The sequence below is a fragment of the Virgibacillus sp. GM2-2 genome, assembly GCF_055329585.1.
The window spans coordinates 84646-105248 of sequence record NZ_JBUZWC010000011.1 but is presented as its reverse complement, the minus strand read 5'-3'; the positions used below and the strand labels follow the sequence as shown (position 1 = coordinate 105248).

Sequence of the window (20603 nt, the reverse complement as noted above, 5' to 3'; positions counted from 1 at the left end):
GGAGGAATTTACATGTATCAGCGCATACAAAAATTACCCTTGGCAGAACAAATTGAATATATTACTCGCAAGCTGGTTTCAATTGAAAGTATTAATGGTACAAGTGGCGAGGTCAACTTAGCTAATTCTGTTAAAGAATGGCTACAATCTTTTCCTTATTTTAAAAACAATCCCACCCATGTCTGGGAACAATTAGTTCCAAATGATCCACTTGGGAGAAAAAATATATTTGCTTTTATTCGGAATCCTTCCCATTCAACGAAAACGATTATTTACCATGCACATATGGATACGGTTGGTACGGATGATTTTGGCAACATGAAAAAAGCTGCGTTAGATACAGATGCGTTGGAAGCATATTTTAAGGACTATCCATTTAATCAGGACGTTCAAAAAGACGCACATTCCGGCGATTATCTATTTGGGCGAGGATCAGTTGATATGCAAAGCGGCCTAGCCGTTCATCTCGCAAATTTGCTTTATTTTTCAGAGCATCTAGATGAATTACCTGGCAATATTTTATTTATGACGAACCCTGATGAAGAAAGCCAACATAAAGGCGTTACTTCGTCTATTGCAGAAATTAATCGGTTAAAAGCAGAAGAAAACCTTGATTACGTCGTGGCAATAAATACGGATTTTATCACCCCAATGTATGAAAACGACCCACATCGCTACATTTACACTGGTTCCGCTGGTAAACTTTTGCCAAGCTTTTATATTTATGGGAGAGAAACACATGTTGGAGACACATTATCTGGAATTGATCCAACACTTATCTCCTCGGAACTCAATAGACGGATTAATAACAATTTGGATTTAACCGAAAACATCGATGGAGAATTAATTTTACCACCCTCGTGTTTATATCAAAAAGATACGAAAACGTCCTACAACGTTCAAACAGCAAAAAGTAGTTATTTATATTTTAACTATTTCATTTATGAAGCAACTGCAAAAGAAGTAATGGATAAATTAGAAAAAATAGCAAACGAAGCATGTGAACAGGTGGCCGAAGAAGCAGCGAGACAATATGGGGAGTTTGCTCGGCGAAGCAACTTACCTGCTGTAAATGGTCGAAAGTGGCAGATTGAAGTAACGACCCTTGCAGACTTTATTTTAGAATTAGAATCGATGGGACTACATCCGAAAGAAGTATCGAAGCGGGTAATTGAGGAGCACAGCTATTTGGATGAACGAATGTTATGCTTTAAAATCGCTGAGGAACTACAACAGTTAGACCCAGATAAAAAACCAAGGGTAATTATTTTCTTTGCGCCACCATACCTACCACATAACTTTTTGAACGAGACAAATCAAAAGGATAAGAAGCTTTTACAAGTCGTACAAGAGTCAATTGACCATGCTCGCAAGGAAACGAATGAGATATTTGCCATCCATAAATTTTTTCCATATCTAGCAGATGGAAGCTTTCTTTCCTTACATGAAACGGACGAGGAAATTGCAGCATTGATTAACAATTTTCCAGAAATTGAGACGCTGTACCCAATACCGTTTGAAGAAATAAGAAGATTGAATGTCCCTTCCATTAACATGGGTGTTTACGGAAAAGACGGCCATAAATGGACAGAACGAGTCTATAAACCTTATTCATTCGAGGTGCTTCCTACTCTAATACGAGATACTACAATTCGTATGCTAAAAGCGTTTCATGAAGCTGGAGTGCAAGTTGAACAGTAAAAACATAGAAGGAGATTGGAACATAACTAGTCCTATCAATTTAAATGACGAGCAACGATCTATATTAGCTCCGGAAATATACGTAGACTCCTGCGGGAGGAATGGCATCGGTGAGACCCCGGAGTGCGAAGCACGAGGAGGCTCACCAGCCACCCGCGGAAAGCGAAGTATATTTCCGGAGCGGTTTTTTTACACCATTTTAAATTATGGTTCGGATTCTCTTTGATAAAGTAACTTTTATCCCAACCTCATCCTTAATTTTCATTTGCAATAATAGCAGGCAACTCAATTAAGTCCGCTACTGTATAATCCGTCACAGGAGCATTATAATGGTCATCCTGTTTCCAAACAGTTTTCATCCCAACCTTCTTTGCTGCTTGGATATCATTCTCCGGGTGATCGCCCACAAACATACATTCATTCGATCTAACACCAAGCTGATGAAGTGACTTTTGAAAAATTGCAGGATCAGGTTTTTTTAGCCCTTCCCACTCGGAAATAAGAATCGAATCGAAATAATCCTTAATTCCTAGCGATTTAATGTTATCCAATTGAAATTGTCCTTGTCCGTTTGTAATCATGCCTAGCCGAAGTGACATTTTTCCAAGTTCATCCAACGTTTCAACAAGATTCGGAAAAGACACGACATGATTTTTAAATTGTTTCACATAGTCGTCTAGTAGAAAGGCCGGAGATAGTTGTATATTATTTTCTTCTACCAATTGTCGATACACTTTATCCTTCCAAACATAACCCCTGTTATCTAATTCAATAAATCTCGAAATATAGATTGATTTTGGAATGTGACCTAGATAATTTTTCAATCGCTCGTATTGATCAGTTATAAAATCTTTAACCGATGCATCCCGGTTCAACAACGTCCCATCCAAATCAAATATAACTGCCTTAATCATTCGTTCACCCCATTCTTCTCGTTTCCACTTCTCATTATATCAAGCTTTATTGGAGACTAATGGCAATTTATCGGGTTTTCGAACCACCCAATGAATCAAGCATCCTACTTCTTTTCAAGAATAACAACTTTCAGGTAGTTTCCTTGTGGATACATAGGATTCGTTTTAAAGTCTGATGGTAATGAAAACTCCTCTAAAATTTTATACTTCGTGTTCAGTTCGTTGAATGCTTTATCAATAAATCCCTTAAACTTCCGCATGCCGAATGATGCATTATTCGTTGAAGCGACAATCACACCATTTTTCTCCGTGATAGCTATGGTATCCTTGATCAATGCAGGATAATCCTTTGCTGTACTAAAGGTATGTTTTTTTGACCGAGCAAAGCTTGGTGGGTCTAAAACAACCATATCAAACTTTAATTCTTTCCGTTTGGCATATTTAAAGTAGTCAAATACGTCCATTACCCTTATAACCTGCTGCTCAAAGTCTATTCCATTCACACTAAACTGTTCAATTGTCTTGCTTTTACTTCGCTTTGCGAGATCCACATTTGTAGTTGTTGTTGCCCTACCTAACGCAGCAGCTATAGAAAACGCACCAGTATAAGAAAATGTATTTAATACATTTCGACCTTTAGCGTATTTATCCCTGATAGCCTTCCTTACCTCACGTTGGTCTAAGAACACGCCGACCATCGCGCCATCATTTAAATACACCGCATAATTCATTCCGTTTTCTTTCACGATGATTGGAAATTCACCGCGTGTTCCTTTTACAAAGTCATCGTCATCAATGTACAGACCTTTTGTATCAAACCGCTTCTTCTCATAAATTGCTTTATAGTCACAACGTTCATCAAGTGCACGGATAACTTCGTCTTTAAATGAGTAAATTCCCGCGCTATACCAATTAATCAAATAAAAACCATCAAAATAGTCAATGGTAAGCCCGCCAATTCCATCTCCCTCACCATTAAAAACTCGAAATGCGGTGGTTTCATCACTTTGATAAAAAGATTCCCTAGCATTCAAAGCAGCATCTATTCTTGATTTAAAAAAGGCATAATTTATCTCTTCATTTTTGTTATAGGTTAACACCCAGCCAAGTCCTTTATTTTGCTTTCCGTGGTAACCCTTAGCGATAAATCGACGATTGGAATCAATTAGCTGTACGATGTCCCCTTCTTTTTGAAGTACATTTACATTCGAAATAGTATCATTGCTAATCAATGGATACCCCTTTTTATATTCAGATACAGCGTTTGGTTTCACATGTAGATCAATAGTTTTCGTCATGCTTTCATCCTTCGACTTTGTTTTCTCCTATTATTACACGGGAAAAAGAAAAGCGAAAGGAATACCAAAACAGCAATTAGAAAAACTCCCTCTGTATGATTGAGTTTTCTTTCAAATACTCTATTATTCGCAGGATTTCTAACCATCTTGAACTAGTAAAAACTTGACATAACCAAATCGGCAACCCGTTTTAGGCAAAAAAAGGGGGGAGTGCTGTTGGAATAGACACTATTCCATAATTTTTCCATATAAAGCACTTGCTCCAAATGCCCTTGGTGATTCACCCTCCCATGTCTCAACGGGTCATTTGCCCTTTCAATCCTTCGTTACATCTGTCCAAGAGTGGAGCCTGACTTTTGCTCGGCTAACGGGTCTGTGCCCTATTGTTTTTCTACATCAGTCCTCTTTGTGCTTGTTTATGAAATCCCACGAATAATTAAATATTCGATAATAATTCTTATCAAGTTAAAAGTAATTCGTTTTTCTATTCTAATTCTTCCCTCATGGGAAAACCTTGTCCACATATAAAAACACGATTTCTTTATGCAGCTCTTTCGACCTGCGGGATTACCCGTTCTGAGCTATAAAAGGTTTTATGTCTCATCATGCCCACCATCATGCGTGCCAATTTTCCACATAACTTCATAATCGAATTAATTTTTTTCATACCCTTTTCCTTAACATTTCTCCGGTGTAATTCCCAAAACTCTTTATTGTTCCTAACTAAACTCAGTACGGCCAGAAATAGCTGCTTCCTCAAACGTGACCTACCTCGTTTTGTGATTGTAATTTCGCCTTTATGCTTACCAGAACTGTTCTCTCCTAAATGGAGTCCCGCCAGACGTAAGATTTGATTTCCATGCTTAAAATTGGGGATGTGCCCTATTTCAGCTACAAGGCTTGTGACTAGTAAAGGACTTAGTCCCTTTATATCTATTAATGGTTCATAAATCGATAGATCCGCAATTAAGCCTATTGCTTTTTCCTTTATTTCCTCAATCTGTTTTGTTAACTGTTCATATTGTTCTAGCAATAATTTCAGCATCCAAGTAGCCTTATCCATCCCATCTTCACTTGCAATACTACATTTCGCCTGCTTGATAAGTTCTTTCGCATGAGCTTTACTAATCCGTTTAACATCCTTTTTCCATGCTTTTAAAATATCCTCCTCACTCATTTCCCTGATTTCTTTTGGAGACGGGAATCGTTTCAGGGTTGAGATTGACATTTTACCAGTCCAATCTTTGAACACCTTCGAATACTCGGGAAACCATTTATCCAACCAACGGTGTATTTGATTTTGAACACTTACGCGTTGCTTGGTGATGAACTCATGAAGAGACATTAATTCACGTAAATCTTTATATGGCCCCTGAGGTAAATGTAATACTGAATAGTATCCATTTTTAATCATATCCGCAATTACTAAAGCGTCCTTTACATCATGTTTGGTTGGTGAGTTATCACGATTTTCCTTATTCTTTTTTACAAGATACGGATTCACCGTAACAACTTCTATATCTTTTTCCATCAACCAGTACGCAAGGAGTAACCAATAATGACCGGTTGGTTCCATGCCAATGATCACTTGCGTTTTCTGACTATCTTTTTGTAGCGACTCAACCCAAAACATCAATTGTTCAAACCCAGCCATGTCATTTGAAAATTTAAGAGACTTTCCAAGTTCAATTCCACGAAAATTAACAGCTCTAGCGACGTGAATTTCTTTAGCGATATCAATTCCAACAATTAAATGATCAGGTGAAATATGTTCAATACGTTGATTTTGGATTTGTTTTTGTTTAAACTTCATAATATAGAGCTTCCTTCTATTGATTGATTTTTTAAGGGCTTTTGACCCGTTGCATATTTCAATCATAAGAGGAAGTTCTTTTTTGTTCAAACCCTAAATTTAACGCCCTACAGGATTGCTCGGCGTTCGCCTTGTCCTTAATAGCGAATGCCGAAGTTTTTCTTATAAGGTCTACCATAACTTAAGCTTTCTGACGTTAGAACAAAAAAAAGAGGCACATAGGTACCTCAACAATTTCTATAGCTTCCTGACTTTAAAGTTATCGGTTAAGACTGCCCAATTTTCAGGGAATGGGTTTCCTAACACCCAATAGCTAACACCTCGTAAACCATACTCTTTTACTGTTTCGTATTTTGCTTCTACACTGCGAGCATCTTCAAACCACACTTCATGTTCTTGCCCTGTTTCATCAACGTAATGGAAAAATGGTGATTCGTACGTTTCATGGTATTGAATCGAAACATTGTACCTTGCCGCAAGTTGAACCGCTTCCTTTGGGCTGACTAGTGTCGCAAAAGTACCCTCTTGCCACGGGATTTTCCAATCACGTCCATATAATGGTACACCCATAAGAATCTTTTCAGGAGGTATTACCGTTACAGCAAAATCTAACACTTCACGCACTTCATTGAGCGGAGCAATAGCCCAAGGTCTTCCGCCTGCCCAGCCCCATTCATACGTCATAATAATCACAAAATCAACGATATTTCCGTGAGCTTCATAATCATGCGCCTCATACAATAACCCTTGTTGGTCTGCACTATCCTTAGGAGCTAAAGCAGTCGACACAGTAAAACCTTCTGGATGTAACCGAGCTACTAATCGTCGTAAAAAGTCATTATAATTTTCCCGATCTTCAGGATACACATATTCAAAATCTATGTTTATACCCGTATAGCCTTTTGTCCGCATTATTTGTAAGATATTTGTAATTAACGTTTCCTGTAATTCTGGGCTTCTTAAAATAGTTGCTGCTAGATCTGAACTGAATTCACCATCTGTAAAATTTGTTAAAACTAAAAGTGGTGCAGTATTCGTTGCATCCGCTGCTTGAAGTAATCCTGCCTCTTGCATTTCAGTTAGCGTTCCATCCGTCCGCATACTATACATAAAAGGTGATAGATAGGTAAAATTACTTCCAAGTGCGAGTACCTCTCTACGTGCCTGTTCATCTGTTTGTGTAATATAGGTATTGACTTCCTTTACCGGTCTAATTGCATTTGGAATCCGAAGCCGCTGCCCAGGATAAATATACGATGGGTTAGCTATATTGTTCGCATCCACGATTTGATCAACTGGCACACCATATTCTTGTGCGACACCCCACAAAAACTCCCCAACTTGAACAATATGAATGGAATACGGGATTTGTAGTAATTCACCAACAAAAATCAACGATGAATTCGTAATGTTATTTGCTGCCGCAAGTTCAGCAACTGTTACCCCGTAACCCTGTGCAATTTCCCATAACGTATCGCCTGGAGTCACAACATATTCTTGATCAGGATTCGGAATTACTAGCGACTGACCTATAACCAATACATCAGGATTATCAAGTTGATTAACTAATATAATCTGATTAATATCTACATCATAACGCTGCGCAATTCTCCACAACGAATCACCACGCTGCACTACATAAATATCCATTTCATCTCTCCTCCAAATATCATATCTATCTGTCATGATATTCATAAGGAGAAAATTGGTGAGTCGTGGAGTTTTTATCTACGTTTTCGTTACCCTTCCCATAAGTATTCAATTCCTAGAAAACCATTTTGTTTTACTTTTAGGTCCATAGGTACGCTGATTAACAGGAGTTGGTCACCTCGTCTAAAGGTGCTATCCATTCCCATTAAACTTTCACCTAAAAATTGCCTTACTGATAATGGTTGTTTATATGTAGTAAAATTCAACTCTTGTTGTGCAGGCTTCCTTATCGTTAATATATTTGATGATACGTCAAGTCGTGGTGGTCGAATTTCATCTGATATGTCGACACCTTCTACGTATGCCGGGGATTGATAAAACGTTACATCAATTCGTTTTTCATTATCGGCTCTTCTCTCAACAAAGATGGAGATTTGATTAACATCATTTTCAGAGGCTGTTATCGTTAATTCATTACTTTTGAAAGGAAAGTCCCATTTCTTAGCAATGAATTTTCCGTCGATATCCTCTTGGTTACCATTTGATACTAAATTGTGTAAGTATGGAAAACCATAATCCTTTTCCATGATTTCAGCTGCTGCATCCTCATTATTCGGTATAAAAAAATTCAATCCGAGAGCAGCTAACAAAACTATTACATACGCTCCAACCAACCATCTCATTTTTTGCCCAGATAAAAAATTTCTTTTAGCCATTAGTTTCGTAACTAGAACAATTACACCAATAATAATGACAATCATAATAATTGGTAAGAATGAAAAAATCATATTCACTTTCTAACCTCCATTCTATTCGAAATTATAATTGAAAAGAAAAATAAAATTGCAGATGTAAGCACTACCTTAAGAAAAAATGACCAAAGGGACGGTTCTTGGAAAAAAAATTCACTTAGCGGTATTAATGGATAGGTGCCCGTTTGAAGACCTACCGTTGTTAATACTCCTACCAATAAAACAGGTAATAAAATAATAAATAGTTTACTGATCTGTACCACCATCCCGATAATATATCCAATTGAACCAAACAAAAACACAGCAAGACTGGTCGCCACCAATCCAACCAGAAATTCTTTAACAGTTAAACCTGAACTCAGCCCAACAATACTATCACTATCAATTACAAAATATAAAAACGCTTTTATAAAATAGCCCGATAATATTGCTGTAGTTCCACCGATTACGCTTGCCATCGCTAAAAAGATAACGTTTGAGATATTGGCGGTAAGTCGATTCGTTACAAAGGTAAAATCATCCTCCCTGTAGGCTCTAGTCGTTAAAAGAACCGCACTCACAAAAGCCCATATTATCGTAAATACGATAACAATATCAGCTGAATAATAACTAACATTTACATAAATTCCATAACTACTTCCACCATACATACCTGTATTACCTAACAAGGAAAACACCATAGCTATAATCTGTAAAACGATTAAAGGACCAAAAACTCCAATATAAGCTTTCAATTTATATTGAACCTGCTTTTTGACAAGGTTACTACCACTAATTGTTGTCAAAGACATCGTCAATCCCCCCTGCTTTTTCATTCGTTAAATAAACGCATAAATCACTCGAAGACACTGAAGTAAAAACAATCCCTGCCTCTTGCGCCTTTTCCAATTCTTTTTCAGAAAAATTGTTTCTTACCACCGTATGTATACGACCATCTCTTAAATCCCTTGTGTAAAAAACTTCACGCTCATTCATTAACACATTAATATTTTCTGTTATTCCAGTAGCAGCAATTGCATACTCTTTCAATTCATCAATTGGTAAATGGAGCCTTTCTTCTCCTCCTTGGATAAGTAAAATATCCTCTAAAATATCCTCCATCTCTTCTAAATAATGACTCGAAATGATAATGGACCTAGGATGAGCCAAATAATCCTTTAGTAAAGCTCGGTAAAAATCCTTCCGAACGCTTACATCCATTCCGGTAGTCGGCTCATCAAAGATGGTTAAGGAACAGCGAGATGATAATCCTAAAATCATATTAAACGTACTTTTTTTACCTTTTGATAGATTGCTATGGATCTGCTTTTTATCAAATGAAAAATAGTCAAAAAGGCGTAACGCAAGCTCTTGATCCCACTTCTCATATAGACGTTCAGCTTCCTTGAGTATTTCTGCCAGCGTTAATGCAGTTGGAAGATTCATCTGATCATCGATGAAAATAGTGTTTGCAGAAACTAATAAACTGTTATACGGCTGCTCAGAAAACACCTTGACCTCACCTGCAGACTTCCGCCAATATCCTGCCATTATTTTCAGTAAGGTTGTTTTACCAGCGCCATTTGGCCCAATAAGTCCCGTTATCTTATTTTCTTCAATGGAAAAAGAAATTTCATTTAACGCTTTTATCCGCCGATGCTTTTTTGATAAATTAGTGCATTCTATAACTTTCACTCATCTTCCCCCTTGTTCTTAAACGTTCTAATCATGCTAATTAATTCCTTCTCACTAACCCTCAGTCGCTCAGACTCTGTTACTATTTCTTTTATTAGTCGTTTTAATTTGTTGTTCTTTCGTTTTTCAGTAATGATTTCAATTGCGTTTCCCGAAACGAATTTTCCAAGTCCACGTTTGTTGAAAAGTATCTGTTCATCCGATAAGATATTTAATCCCTTTGCAGCGGTTGCAGGATTAATTGTGAACATTTCAGCAAGCGTGTACTGGGAATAGACCTTCTCACCTACCGTGAAGTTTCCACTCAAAATCTCCGTCTCAATCCACTCAGCAATTTGGATGTATAGTGGCATCGTCCCGTCCGTATTAAGAATCATAAAGATCCCTCATCTCTTTATCTGCATTAGTGCATTAGTCATGTAACTTAGTATACTACTAAAGTTTATTATAAACAATAATACGGGTAAAAATATTTTGACAAAATACTTCCAACGGAATATAATAAATCAAAAGTAAGGAAATGTAAGGAATGGAGGTTTGAAGATGTCAATGCATGCAAAAATAACGAGTAAAGGACAAATTACTGTTCCCATTGAAATCAGACGAATGTTAGATGTTCATACTGGGGATGTAATTTCGTTTGACGTTAATGAACATGGAATAGTTATAAATAAGTTAAATCACCCATTAACTATTCAAGAAAGATTTGCGAATTATGATTTTAAGAAGTCAAAAAAGCAATTAGATAACGCAATGAAGGAAATTGACTCGGGTGTAGATATCGGAGGGGAAGAAGTATGACATACAACGCCAAGCAAGGCGATATTATCCAAATAGATTTTAATCCACAAAAGGGACACGAACAAAAAGGTAGAAGACCAGCAGTTATTGTAAGCAACAACTTTTTCAATAAACTAAGTAGCCTAGCAATAGTCTGCCCAATCTCCAACACGCTTTCGGACTTTCCACTAAATGTTAATTTAGATAAGCGAACTAAAACAACTGGATCTATTCTTTGCCAACATATAAAGTCACTTGACCTTACTGCTTGTAATGCTACCTTTGTCGAAAAGCCACCAAAGGAGATCATACAAGAAGTACTTAACATTGTGCATAGTGAATTTTAATTGAAAGAAGGTGCCTGGTACACAAAACACCAAGCACCTTTCGATCACGCTCTCACATAATCGTCTTCCGGCCACGTTTCACACGTATATGCCATTTCCCAGAAAGCTAACTCTAATTGACAACTTTTCCGAAATGCTGTTCTAATTTTTTGTTTATCTGCCGGACTTGCCTCTTCTGCCAGTTGGTCTAACATCTTCCGCATTGCCATCGTAGTTTCTTCTACACTTTCATCTGCATAAAACGAAATCCATGGATAAAAAGGATGCCCTTCATCAGGTTGGAAACCTTTCATCAATTCTTGACCTATTTCTAAATATGTCCATGGGCAAGGCAGTAAGGCGGCAATAATTTCAGCAAGACTTCCCATATGTGCGTGATACATCATATGCTTGACATAATGATCAGCTGTTGGTGGAAGCGGATAACCTTGTAATTCTTCATACGTTAAACCAATTTGTTCACAAAAATTGTTGTGCGGATGAACTTCACTGTTCAGTACAAAGTCTATTTGATTGTTAAAAAAATGAATATCTTTACGTGTGCTAGACTTCGAGATTGCCACACCATAAATATACATAAATGCATTTAAGTATTCATAGTCCGCCTTAATATAATGCGCTAATGCTTCTTTAGGAACACTGCCGTTCCCAATTCCTTGCACAAAGTTGTGGTTAAAAATTGCTTCGTATACATCCTGATTTTCTTTTCGTAACTCTTCCGTAAATGTCATTTAAAAACCTCCTTAAATTTTTGATACCAAATGCTAAATATTCAGTGGGTTCGTTTGCTTTACACGAACCAACACCAGATACCCAATGATTGCGCCAGATACAGTACTCACTAGAAACGATGGTAAAAATGCGAAGGCACCAAGTGAGCTACCCATTAATAAATTCGCATACGGAACTGCAAATAACGATCCGATTATTCCAGTACCAACTATTTCACCAACAACGGCAAGAACTTTTTTACCAAATTTCTTATACAAATATCCTGCCAAAAACGCACCAATCATACCACCTGGGAAGGCTAGCAGAGTGCCCAGTCCAAGCATAAGACGAATCAATCCAGTCATGAAGGCAATAATAACAGCTGGACCAGGACCGAGTGTAATAGCTGCCATCACATTGATTGCATGCTGGGCGGGATAGGCTTTTGCGATTCCTGCTGGAAACCAAAGAAATTGTGCACCAACAATACCCAACGCTATAAATACTGCCATTGTTGTTAAAAGCCGAGTCCGATTCACTTCATCACCTCCTTATTGGATGGATATCTAGTGGCAATATCTAATTCACGCGCCGCTACTTCCACATCCTCTGCAACACTTATTGCAGAAATAACAGACACCCCCGCAGCGCCGGAACGTATAATTGTATTGGCATTCGTACGCTTGATACCTCCAATCGCAACAATAGGGATGGATACTTCCTTAGATATCTCCTGTAATCGATCAATACCAACTGGTTCTCGGGCATCCAATTTAGTGGTTGTTTCATACATTGGTCCCACACCAAGATAGTCAGCTCCCTGCTCTTCAGCAAGTTTTGCCTCCTCCACAGTTGAAACAGAAAGCCCTATCGCCATGTATGAAGGAATTTGCTTTTTTACCTCTATAATCGACTCATCATCCTGTCCAATATGAACCCCATCTGCTTGAAGGCTCATTGCCAGTTCCACATCATCATTCACAAAAAATGGAATTCGGTGTTTAAGACAAATATTTCGCAACTCAACTCCTAATTTAAATCGGGCCACGCCTGTTTTAGCACCTACTCCTTTTTCCCGATACTGAAAGGCTGTAATTCCCCCATTAATGGCTTGTTGCAAAACCTGAGCTGGCTCCTCTTTTGTATTCATGCTTCCCATAATAAAATAAACACGTAAATCACTTCGCTCGATCATAGGTATTACTCTCCTTTTAGTGAAAGCTCGCGGACGTTAGCCTTTTCTCTCACTTTCTCATCAGTTAGCCTATATAGTTCGTCAAGAAAAGCAGGCAAAAAGCTCCCCGGTCCATTCGCATTCAGCAAAGCTCGTTCCGAAGCCACACCATAGCTACATACGGCTTTGACTGACGCTTCATAAAAATCAACACCAATACTTAAAAACGCCCCGACTACCGCTGTCAATAAACAACCCGTACCCGTTACATTCGGCAGCATTTCAGTACCATTTTTACAATGTGAAAACTGGTAACCATTCGTAATTAAATCCGTTTTGCCAGTTGCAATAACAACTGCATCATATTTTTTCGCTACATACATGGCTACTTTCGAATCCAATTCACCAACCATGGAGTCAGCACCTTTTACCTCCGTATCCAACTCACCAAGAACAGCTATTTCACCAGCATTTCCACGAATCACCGTTACATTTATTTCGGATAAAATACGTTCTACAGATTCTGACCGAAATGTCGTTGCACCAATAGCTACAGGATCTAACACCACAGGAATACCCTTTTCATTTGCAGCTTTCCCGGCTAAAATCATCGCTTCTACCTGGGCTTGTGTGCACGTTCCAATATTTAACACTAACGCATCCGCATGAGCCGCCATTTCCGCCACTTCCTCAGGTGCATTTGCCATTGCTGGCGACGCCCCAAGAGCCAACAACCCATTTGCAGAAAAATTTGCCACCACCGTGTTCGTGATATTATGAATTAATGGTTTTTGTGTCCTTATTTGCTCTAAATAATTCATTGGAAAATCCCTCCACTCATTTTTGGTAATCCATGTAATCGGTAAGCCCAGTGATTTGTTGGCCCATTTCCTTTTCCAAGCTTTAAACTGTAGCTAATTGCGGCTGTAATAAACCTTTTCGCTTCTTTCACCGCTTCATATACAGATCTCCCTTTTGCCAGTTCAGCAGCGATAACTGCAGAATAGGTACAACCAGTTCCATGCGTATGTTTTGTCTGAATGCGTGTTGCAGGAAATCGATGAATGGTCGCACCATCATACAAAATATCGATCGCTTCATCATTCAAATGATGACCGCCCTTAACAACGGCTGCATTTGCACCAAGTTCATGGACAATTCGTCTTGCTGCATCCTCTGCATCTGCTATAGAATTAATAGTTTCTGAGAATAAAACTTCAGCTTCTGGTATATTGGGTGTTGCCACCGTCGCAAGTGGAAGTAATCGGTCAATCAACGTTTGTTTTGCGGTTACATCCATTAAATGATCTCCGCTTTTGGCAACCATTACAGGATCAATTACATAAGGTATCGAATTTTTACTAATTGCATCAGCTACTGCCTCCATCATCTCGGATGTAGCAATCATGCCTGTTTTGACAACATCGGGCGAAATATCAATCAGGACACTATCCATTTGCTTTTGAATAAATTCCACTGATAGATGCTCGAGTCCTTGAACACCTAAAGTATTTTGCGCAACGATGGAGGTCACTACGCTCATCCCATAAACTTCCCGCTCTTGGAAAGTCTTTAAATCAGCTTGAATTCCGGCACCTCCTGTCGGATCAGTGCCTGCAATGGTGAGAACTGTTGGAATAGAATGTTTCATAGAAGAACCCCTTTCATGAAGAAAATCCAATAGGGGCAGTGAAGAATTTCTGGTGTACGTTTTTTGAAAACAAAAAAACCACACCAGAAATTGGAGTGGTTTGTAGATAACGTTAATGAAAGACAATAATGCCTTTATATAAACGAATTAACCGACCTCCACTTTCCTACGCTAGTATGAACTAGATCAGGTTCAAAGGGATTAAGGAAATCCTTATCTCAGCCTAATGGCACCCCTAGTGGACTTTCTATTAAGTTATAACCTTACTAAAACATGAATGGCTTTTTTTGTCAATTGTACATTAGCCAGTACAAATCATAATGACATGTTGATCCGGATCTCGTACCGTAAAAAAGGAAAAGTCATCAAATTCAACCAGGTTCTCATCTAGTTCAATCTTTAATTCTTTTACAAATGCAAGCGCTGCGTGAATATCATCGGTGTGGAAATTGAATAACGGATAGGGTGAAGGAGTAATTTTTTTCTCCTGTTCTTCCGGACCAGCATCAAGTGTTAATCCTGTGTAGTCGTTAATTTCCATGTTATGTACAGGATCAGAAATTTCTTGTGGATTATACTCCTGGCCAAGTAATCTTGCATACCATTCCACCGATTTTTGCAAATCACTAACATGAACAAAAATTGTATTGATCTGATTTTTTACTGGACTAATCATCTGTATCCCTCCACTAAATAGTTTTGATCATTCGATAGTTAGTAAAAGCAGTTTCTGCTATAATTTTCGCTTGTTTCCGTTGTACTTGAAAACCATGTGCTAGAAAAAATGGTTTAGCAGTAATACTTGCTTCTGTAGACAATTGCTGTAGATGACGCCACCTTGCGTCACACTCCAGCTGTCCCAAAATTTTCGAACCAATTCCTTCCCCCTGATGGTCTTTATGAACATATAGTAAATCAATTAATCCTTCATCGGTTAGATTACCAAAACCTACAATATTCTCCTCCATAACCACTACATAAGTTAGGCTTTTTTGAAGACGAGCCACCCACTCTTCAAGTGTTGGGGAATTCCCCGCCCAAGCTTCTACTTGTTCAGCAGAGTAATCATTTCGATTTACAGTTAGGATCGTATCCCTAAATAATTGCATTACATCCTGAATCATACGCGACTTAAATCGTTTTAATTCCAACATTTTTACCTTAAATGCTGGAACGCGTCATTTTCATACAGGTCTGGTAAGAAAGCTTCCAACAAATTACCATCCGGATCAGTAAACTTGAAATGCGCTTCACTTCCACCTACAACAATTGAAACATCCATTTCGGTCAGTCTCTGTTTACATATTTCAGCTTGTGCTGTAGGAATTGCAAAAACTGGATGTGTTCCGTTCTCCAAATTTAATGGCAATGACTCATTTTCAGCTAGCTCGATCAAACATACAGCAACCGAAGAATCATTAAATCCCAAAACAACAGTCGTATCATAATCTTTTACTACCTTCAGACCGAGGACCTCCTGATACCACTTAGAAGAAATTGTCATGTCAGTAACCCGAATATTAATTTGATAAACTCCATTGAATAAATTCAACTTTCACTCACTCCTCTATTAAATATTTTAATGCTTCCGGAAATCTGTTTCTAAAAAAAGCATAGCTATGCTCTGCTCCTTCAAAGACTTCAAATCTAGTATTCTTCACTTTAGATTTTACAAGCTCAACCACCTCTACATTGGAATGTAAAAAGGCTTTACTGATTTTTTCATCACTCGTTTCTTTATCCCCACAATCCAAATAGATACGCTCAAGTGCTAACATATCAGTATTACGTATTAGGTCACTGAGCTCTTCCTGATTACGAAAAAATGCAGAAGAAATACCTGCTATTCGGGTAAAAGTTTCTGGATAACGACAACCTGCATAGAGCGACATCGAGCCACCAAGTGATATTCCTGCCATCGATGCCGATTTCCTATTTGTTCGGTATTTTTCATCGATTAGCGGTTTAAGCTCCTGTACGATAAATTCTAAGTAGCTGGCACCTTTACCACCAATTACTCGATCATCATTAAAATGCTCTTTACTGTATTTGCCATTCACCCATGGGCACAGCTCATTCACGCGTTCTTCAAAAACAGGATTTGAATCAATACCGACGACAATAATATCTATTTGATTTTCATCTAAGTAACGCTCAAGCCCTAGAGACACACCACCGATTGCTTCTTCATCATGGAAAACATTTTGACCGTCGTGCATGTATAAAACTGTATAATGGTTCAAGAACTGGGTATAGCTTTTTGGTAGATAGACGCGAATCATTCGATCATCCTTAAATGGGGTTCTCATCGAAAACGTATCAATCATTCGGAAACTTCCTTCCTCATTTTTACGAATTCGAAGCGACTACCATTTGTATCCTGCATAAACGTATTTACTTCTATGAATCCAGCTTTTTTATATACGTTAATCGCTCGCTTATTAAAAGTAGCAACTGATAACGTGAAGGTGGTTGGGTTATATGTTGACGTCGCGAATGCTAATCCCGCCTCCAAAAATTGCCTACCATTTCCATTCCCAGTTAAGTCGGGTCGCATGCCAAGTCCAATATCGATAGTTCCCGGATTGGTTTGACGAAAACTATAAAAACCAATTACCTCGTCATCACGCTTTACCACAAAAGTTGAATCTCCACGTTGCTTAGGATCGATAAATTCTTGAAGATCTTCCTCATCAGCTTGAATATCGTAAAACGCATATTCTCCATCGTAATGCCAATTGTACGCAATGTCTTCTGCCTCTTGTTGATTCATTCTAGAAAATTGATAGTTCATATAACGCCTTCCACCTTGAAAGTTATAAGGAATAGAAGATTCTAGTAATGCTTTTACTCCCGTCTCATGGTAGGGCATCAACTCAGAAGCAGTTTCTAAATCAATCCACTTCACTTCTGAAATTCCAACGTTAACATCCGTATCCTGAATAGCAATTTCGCCTTCGATCACTTTTCCCCTGAAGGTTACAAACAATGCATGATGGCCGTTTTGCTCCATAAATGCTTCATTTACCGATACAATTTCTCCTACCTCGATTGTTAAACCTGTTTCTTCTTTCGCTTCTCTTACAGCAGCTTGCTTCAATGTCTCTCCTGCCTCAACCGCTCCACCAGGCAATGTCCAGTTATTGAATTTATTATTTTTCACCATTAATACTTTGTTTTCTGACTCATCATATATTAGTGAATATGCCACATCTACTCGTTGCAATGTAGAACCCCCTTTATTTATTCTCTATCCAAAATCGTCGCTTCACATTTCCATCTTCTTCTGTAAAACTTTCATCCTCTATTCCGCCGTTATTCAAAATTACTTTTGCTGATCCAATATTATCTTCATCACATGTAACAAGAACTCGATCCATCTTTAGTTCACGACATTTAACTAGGGCTTCAGCTAAAATACGGGTAGCATATCCTTTCCTGCGCTCAGATGGACGGACACCATACCCGATATGACCTCCAACATTATATAAAAAGTCATTTAGTTCATGACGAATATCAATCATTGCTAAAATACGGTTTTTATCGTTTACCAAAAAATAATTGGTGCTAGGCAGCCACTTACCACTTCCTTTTTCACGATCGGCCAACGCTATTAAATATGCTTCGTAACGTTCAAATCCATTCAAATCAAAGCTACTCGGGACCATTCTTGCTTGTCCCCATTCTTTAGCATAGCTTTCATGTTCTTCTTTCCATTCCATACCTGGTCTTACTAATTTCATTTCAATCACCACTTACATGTTTTATTATTCTCGTAGGATTACCGTTAATTTCAGCATTTTCAAAGTCTATTAGAACCTGTTGCCATAACAACCAAGGACCATACGGAATATCTTTTAAAATACCCATCAACGTCATAACCTTCACCTCTTGTATTGATAATAATCCTGTACTTCATATGATTGGAATCCGCAATTCTCATATAACGTTAAAGCATGCTTGTTTTCAGCAGCCACTTCTAACAAGATGCCATTGCCAGTTTTCTCCTCGGCAATAACCGTTTGCGTCAACGCCATCCTTCCATAACCTTTTCCTTGGAAACGCGGGAAAACAGCGAATCCATAAATATAGCTTTCTCCATTTTCACGTGTGACCCCAATTTTGCCAATCGTCTCTTCGTTGACATCAATCATATAGGATATTTTCTTACTGTTTTCGTTCTTATTGAATTCACGTGCACCTGATTCGTCGAACCCAAAGCACGCTACATCTAATTTAACTTTAGTTTCAAAATCATCTTCGGTTGCTTTTCTTAATTGGATAAAATCGTTCCTTAACTTTAATTCTGTTGGTTGCCACTTCATTTGGTATTCGGAGAAATCATATGTTGCTGGATATTTTTTCAACCAACGCTTGGCAGAATGTGATTTCGCTGGTGCATTAATTAAAATCTCCGCTGCATTACTTGGAATCTCTTTCATCGCTTCTTGAAATAGGGCTGAAAAAATTCCAGCACCTCGATCAGCTGGATGAACCATTCCACAAATCTCATATTTATTACCAAATGGATAAATTGCTAGATATCCCACCAATTTACCGTTTTTGTGGTGAAAAAAATCTCGTTTCACATTTTCCTTTCTTGCCTGAAGCATTTCCCAATTCAACTTTAGCTGTATGTTTTCCTCATTTTCACATCTATTTTGTAATTCCTTAATAGCTTTTAATTGTTGTTCATTCAACATGGTCTTCACCTTTTCAAATTTTTTAGTTTCCTAACTCTATTTATTTCTTCATGAAATGGCGAAAATCCTTCATCAATACCGAAATAAACAAGAGAAATGGATAAATCATAATGTGTTTGTTAAAATCGGTCATAGGACGTACTTGAAGGAGAATGTGAAATGAAAATTGTTTCGATTGAACCAACACCAAGTCCACATTCGATGAAAATAAACGTGGATGAAAAACTCCCAGACATGCAGACAGAAAATTATAAGCATGATGATGATTTACGCAATGCCCCAGAATATATTAAAAAACTTTTTGCGGTAAACGGAGTGAAAGGAATTTATCGCGTGATAGACTTTATCGCTTTAGAAAGAAATGCTAGAGTTGCTTGGGAGGAAATACTCCCAGAAGTACGTAGTATTTTAGGATCAAGCGAGGATAATCTCGAAACTACTTCTTCTGAAAAAGCTGAACCTGATGAACACTTTGGCGAAATAAAGGTTTTCATCCAAATGTTCCGCGGTATTCCAGTTCAGGTAAAACTCCAAGAAGGTGACGATGAGCAACGTTTCGGACTTCCAGAACGGTTTATGGAAGCAACGATGAAAGCAACAGAAGCCTCAACCAACATGTTGATGGAACGTAAATGGGTGGAACAAAGTCCACGTTACGGTGATATAACCGAAATTGGCCATGACATCGTCGAAGAACTTTCTGCCAGTTATGACCAAGCTCGACTAAATGAATTGGTGAAAATCGCTTTATCTGATGATGGCCCAAGTGAAAAAATTACAAAGCCACAAAGTAAAAAGGTGACACTTGAAATGCTAGATAATTCAAGCTGGAAAGAGCGTTATGCAGCACTTGATCGAATGGATCCCACACTCGATGATTTACCCGTTTTGGATAAAGCATTAGACGATGAAAAAGCATCTATTCGCCGGCTTGCTACTGCATATCTTGGCATGATAGAGGAACCTGAAGTGCTTCCCTATTTGTATAAGGCGCTTAAAGATAAAGCAGTTAACGTGAGACGAACGGCTGGTGATTGCTTATCAGACCTTGGTTTTAAGGATGCTATCCCAGAAATGATTAAAACACTGACCGACAAAAGTCGGATTGTTCGCTGGCGTGCAGCGATGTTTTTATATGAAATTGGGGACGAAACTGCTATTCCCGCACTACAGGAAGCGATGGATGATCCAGAATTTGAAGTACGTATGCAGGTAAAAATGGCTCTTGCACGCATTGAAGGCGGCGAGCAAGCAAAAGGTTCGATATGGCATCAAATGACGGAAGCAACGAAACAAAAATAAGTTTATTCATGTAAAAAGACGCCTATACAAATGTATAGACGTCTTTTATGCGTTTACGGCGAAAAACCATGTGTTCACATTCACATGTACTACCTTGTTTCTCGTCTTATGCAATTCAGCTCATCGCAGAAAA

Annotated in this window: 25 protein-coding genes, 1 pseudogene and 1 riboswitch; of the genes and pseudogenes, 4 read left to right on the top strand and 22 right to left on the bottom strand. The window is 38.2% G+C overall.

Going from position 1 to position 20603, the window contains the following annotated elements:
- Positions 1 to 12: 12 nt before the first annotated feature.
- Positions 13 to 1701: a M20/M25/M40 family metallo-hydrolase gene (locus tag ACY9Z2_RS13505; protein ID WP_463610172.1), complete on the top strand. Its 1689-nt coding sequence runs from the start codon at positions 13 to 15 to the stop codon at positions 1699 to 1701.
- 254 nt (positions 1702 to 1955) lie between these two features.
- On the opposite strand, the gene ACY9Z2_RS13500 is transcribed toward ACY9Z2_RS13505, so the two are convergent.
- The 8 genes from ACY9Z2_RS13500 to ACY9Z2_RS13465 form a co-directional block, all read right to left on the bottom strand.
- Positions 1956 to 2615 (bottom strand): HAD family hydrolase, encoded by a 660-nt coding sequence (locus ACY9Z2_RS13500; protein ID WP_463610171.1) that lies wholly within the window; start codon positions 2613 to 2615, stop codon positions 1956 to 1958.
- Positions 2616 to 2719: 104 nt separating this feature from the next.
- Positions 2720 to 3913, bottom strand: coding sequence for a class I SAM-dependent rRNA methyltransferase (locus ACY9Z2_RS13495; RefSeq protein ID WP_463610170.1), 1194 nt, complete (start codon positions 3911 to 3913; stop codon positions 2720 to 2722).
- A gap of 541 nt (positions 3914 to 4454) precedes the next feature.
- A complete protein-coding gene (locus ACY9Z2_RS13490; protein WP_463610169.1) occupies positions 4455 to 5726 on the bottom strand; it encodes an IS110 family RNA-guided transposase in 1272 nt (423 codons plus the stop codon).
- Positions 5727 to 5963: 237 nt separating this feature from the next.
- Complete coding sequence (locus ACY9Z2_RS13485) at positions 5964 to 7376, bottom strand: LysM peptidoglycan-binding domain-containing protein (RefSeq protein WP_463610168.1); 1413 nt, start codon at positions 7374 to 7376, stop codon at positions 5964 to 5966.
- Positions 7377 to 7465: 89 nt separating this feature from the next.
- Positions 7466 to 8170, bottom strand: a complete 705-nt coding sequence (locus ACY9Z2_RS13480; protein WP_463610167.1) for a hypothetical protein — start codon at positions 8168 to 8170, stop codon at positions 7466 to 7468.
- A complete protein-coding gene (locus tag ACY9Z2_RS13475) occupies positions 8167 to 8919 on the bottom strand; it encodes a hypothetical protein (RefSeq protein WP_463610166.1) in 753 nt (250 codons plus the stop codon). Before ACY9Z2_RS13475 ends, ACY9Z2_RS13480 begins: the two co-directional genes overlap by 4 nt.
- A complete protein-coding gene (locus tag ACY9Z2_RS13470) occupies positions 8900 to 9802 on the bottom strand; it encodes an ATP-binding cassette domain-containing protein (RefSeq protein WP_463610165.1) in 903 nt (300 codons plus the stop codon). The genes ACY9Z2_RS13475 and ACY9Z2_RS13470 overlap by 20 nt, the downstream gene beginning before the upstream one ends.
- Entirely contained in the window at positions 9799 to 10179 is a 381-nt protein-coding gene (locus tag ACY9Z2_RS13465) for a GntR family transcriptional regulator (RefSeq protein WP_463610164.1), read from the bottom strand. The genes ACY9Z2_RS13470 and ACY9Z2_RS13465 overlap by 4 nt, the downstream gene beginning before the upstream one ends.
- A gap of 166 nt (positions 10180 to 10345) precedes the next feature.
- On the opposite strand from ACY9Z2_RS13465, the gene ACY9Z2_RS13460 reads away from it, so the two are divergent.
- Both ACY9Z2_RS13460 and ACY9Z2_RS13455 read left to right on the top strand, forming a co-directional pair.
- Positions 10346 to 10603 carry an AbrB/MazE/SpoVT family DNA-binding domain-containing protein gene (locus ACY9Z2_RS13460; RefSeq protein WP_463610163.1) on the top strand — a complete coding sequence of 86 codons (258 nt, stop codon included), beginning with the start codon at positions 10346 to 10348 and terminating at the stop codon, positions 10601 to 10603.
- Positions 10600 to 10929, top strand: a complete 330-nt coding sequence (locus tag ACY9Z2_RS13455) for a type II toxin-antitoxin system PemK/MazF family toxin (protein ID WP_463610162.1) — start codon at positions 10600 to 10602, stop codon at positions 10927 to 10929. The genes ACY9Z2_RS13460 and ACY9Z2_RS13455 overlap by 4 nt, the downstream gene beginning before the upstream one ends.
- A 44-nt stretch (positions 10930 to 10973) precedes the next feature.
- On the opposite strand, the gene tenA is transcribed toward ACY9Z2_RS13455, so the two are convergent.
- From tenA to ACY9Z2_RS13385, 14 genes and pseudogenes are all read right to left on the bottom strand, one after another.
- On the bottom strand, positions 10974 to 11660 hold the full coding sequence (gene tenA / locus ACY9Z2_RS13450) for a thiaminase II (RefSeq protein WP_463610161.1): 687 nt from the start codon (positions 11658 to 11660) through the stop codon (positions 10974 to 10976).
- A gap of 33 nt (positions 11661 to 11693) precedes the next feature.
- Positions 11694 to 12179 (bottom strand): energy coupling factor transporter S component ThiW, encoded by a 486-nt coding sequence (gene thiW / locus ACY9Z2_RS13445; RefSeq protein ID WP_463610160.1) that lies wholly within the window; start codon positions 12177 to 12179, stop codon positions 11694 to 11696.
- The gene (gene thiE, locus ACY9Z2_RS13440) at positions 12176 to 12835 is read right to left on the bottom strand and encodes a thiamine phosphate synthase (RefSeq protein ID WP_463610159.1); all 660 of its coding nucleotides are present in this window, start codon (positions 12833 to 12835) and stop codon (positions 12176 to 12178) included. Before thiE ends, thiW begins: the two co-directional genes overlap by 4 nt.
- A 5-nt stretch (positions 12836 to 12840) precedes the next feature.
- The gene (thiM, locus tag ACY9Z2_RS13435; protein ID WP_463610158.1) at positions 12841 to 13635 is read right to left on the bottom strand and encodes a hydroxyethylthiazole kinase; all 795 of its coding nucleotides are present in this window, start codon (positions 13633 to 13635) and stop codon (positions 12841 to 12843) included.
- Positions 13632 to 14465 carry a bifunctional hydroxymethylpyrimidine kinase/phosphomethylpyrimidine kinase gene (gene thiD / locus ACY9Z2_RS13430; protein ID WP_463610157.1) on the bottom strand — a complete coding sequence of 278 codons (834 nt, stop codon included), beginning with the start codon at positions 14463 to 14465 and terminating at the stop codon, positions 13632 to 13634. The genes thiM and thiD overlap by 4 nt, the downstream gene beginning before the upstream one ends.
- Positions 14466 to 14611: 146 nt before the next feature.
- A riboswitch (TPP riboswitch) is annotated at positions 14612 to 14712 on the bottom strand.
- A gap of 54 nt (positions 14713 to 14766) precedes the next feature.
- On the bottom strand, positions 14767 to 15141 hold the full coding sequence (locus tag ACY9Z2_RS13425) for a VOC family protein (protein ID WP_463610156.1): 375 nt from the start codon (positions 15139 to 15141) through the stop codon (positions 14767 to 14769).
- A 13-nt stretch (positions 15142 to 15154) separates the two neighbouring features.
- A complete protein-coding gene (locus ACY9Z2_RS13420; protein ID WP_463610155.1) occupies positions 15155 to 15589 on the bottom strand; it encodes a GNAT family N-acetyltransferase in 435 nt (144 codons plus the stop codon).
- 32 nt (positions 15590 to 15621) lie between these two features.
- Positions 15622 to 16017, bottom strand: coding sequence for a VOC family protein (locus ACY9Z2_RS13415; protein ID WP_463610154.1), 396 nt, complete (start codon positions 16015 to 16017; stop codon positions 15622 to 15624).
- A gap of 7 nt (positions 16018 to 16024) precedes the next feature.
- Positions 16025 to 16792, bottom strand: a complete 768-nt coding sequence (locus ACY9Z2_RS13410) for an alpha/beta hydrolase (protein ID WP_463610153.1) — start codon at positions 16790 to 16792, stop codon at positions 16025 to 16027.
- Positions 16789 to 17259, bottom strand: coding sequence for a GNAT family N-acetyltransferase (locus ACY9Z2_RS13405; protein ID WP_463610184.1), 471 nt, complete (start codon positions 17257 to 17259; stop codon positions 16789 to 16791). Before ACY9Z2_RS13405 ends, ACY9Z2_RS13410 begins: the two co-directional genes overlap by 4 nt.
- 93 nt (positions 17260 to 17352) lie before the next feature.
- Positions 17353 to 17676, bottom strand: a pseudogene (locus ACY9Z2_RS13400) (NUDIX domain-containing protein); the annotation flags it as partial.
- A gap of 28 nt (positions 17677 to 17704) precedes the next feature.
- Complete coding sequence (locus tag ACY9Z2_RS13395) at positions 17705 to 18208, bottom strand: GNAT family N-acetyltransferase (protein WP_463610152.1); 504 nt, start codon at positions 18206 to 18208, stop codon at positions 17705 to 17707.
- A gap of 1 nt (position 18209) precedes the next feature.
- The gene (locus ACY9Z2_RS13390) at positions 18210 to 18344 is read right to left on the bottom strand and encodes a hypothetical protein (protein WP_463610151.1); all 135 of its coding nucleotides are present in this window, start codon (positions 18342 to 18344) and stop codon (positions 18210 to 18212) included.
- Between the two features lie 5 nt (positions 18345 to 18349).
- Positions 18350 to 19168: a GNAT family N-acetyltransferase gene (locus ACY9Z2_RS13385; protein WP_463610150.1), complete on the bottom strand. Its 819-nt coding sequence runs from the start codon at positions 19166 to 19168 to the stop codon at positions 18350 to 18352.
- A gap of 159 nt (positions 19169 to 19327) precedes the next feature.
- Here ACY9Z2_RS13385 and ACY9Z2_RS13380 point away from each other — a divergent pair, with 159 nt between their 5' ends.
- On the top strand, positions 19328 to 20470 hold the full coding sequence (locus ACY9Z2_RS13380) for a conserved virulence factor C family protein (RefSeq protein WP_463610149.1): 1143 nt from the start codon (positions 19328 to 19330) through the stop codon (positions 20468 to 20470).
- The last annotated feature ends 133 nt before the right edge of the window (positions 20471 to 20603 follow it).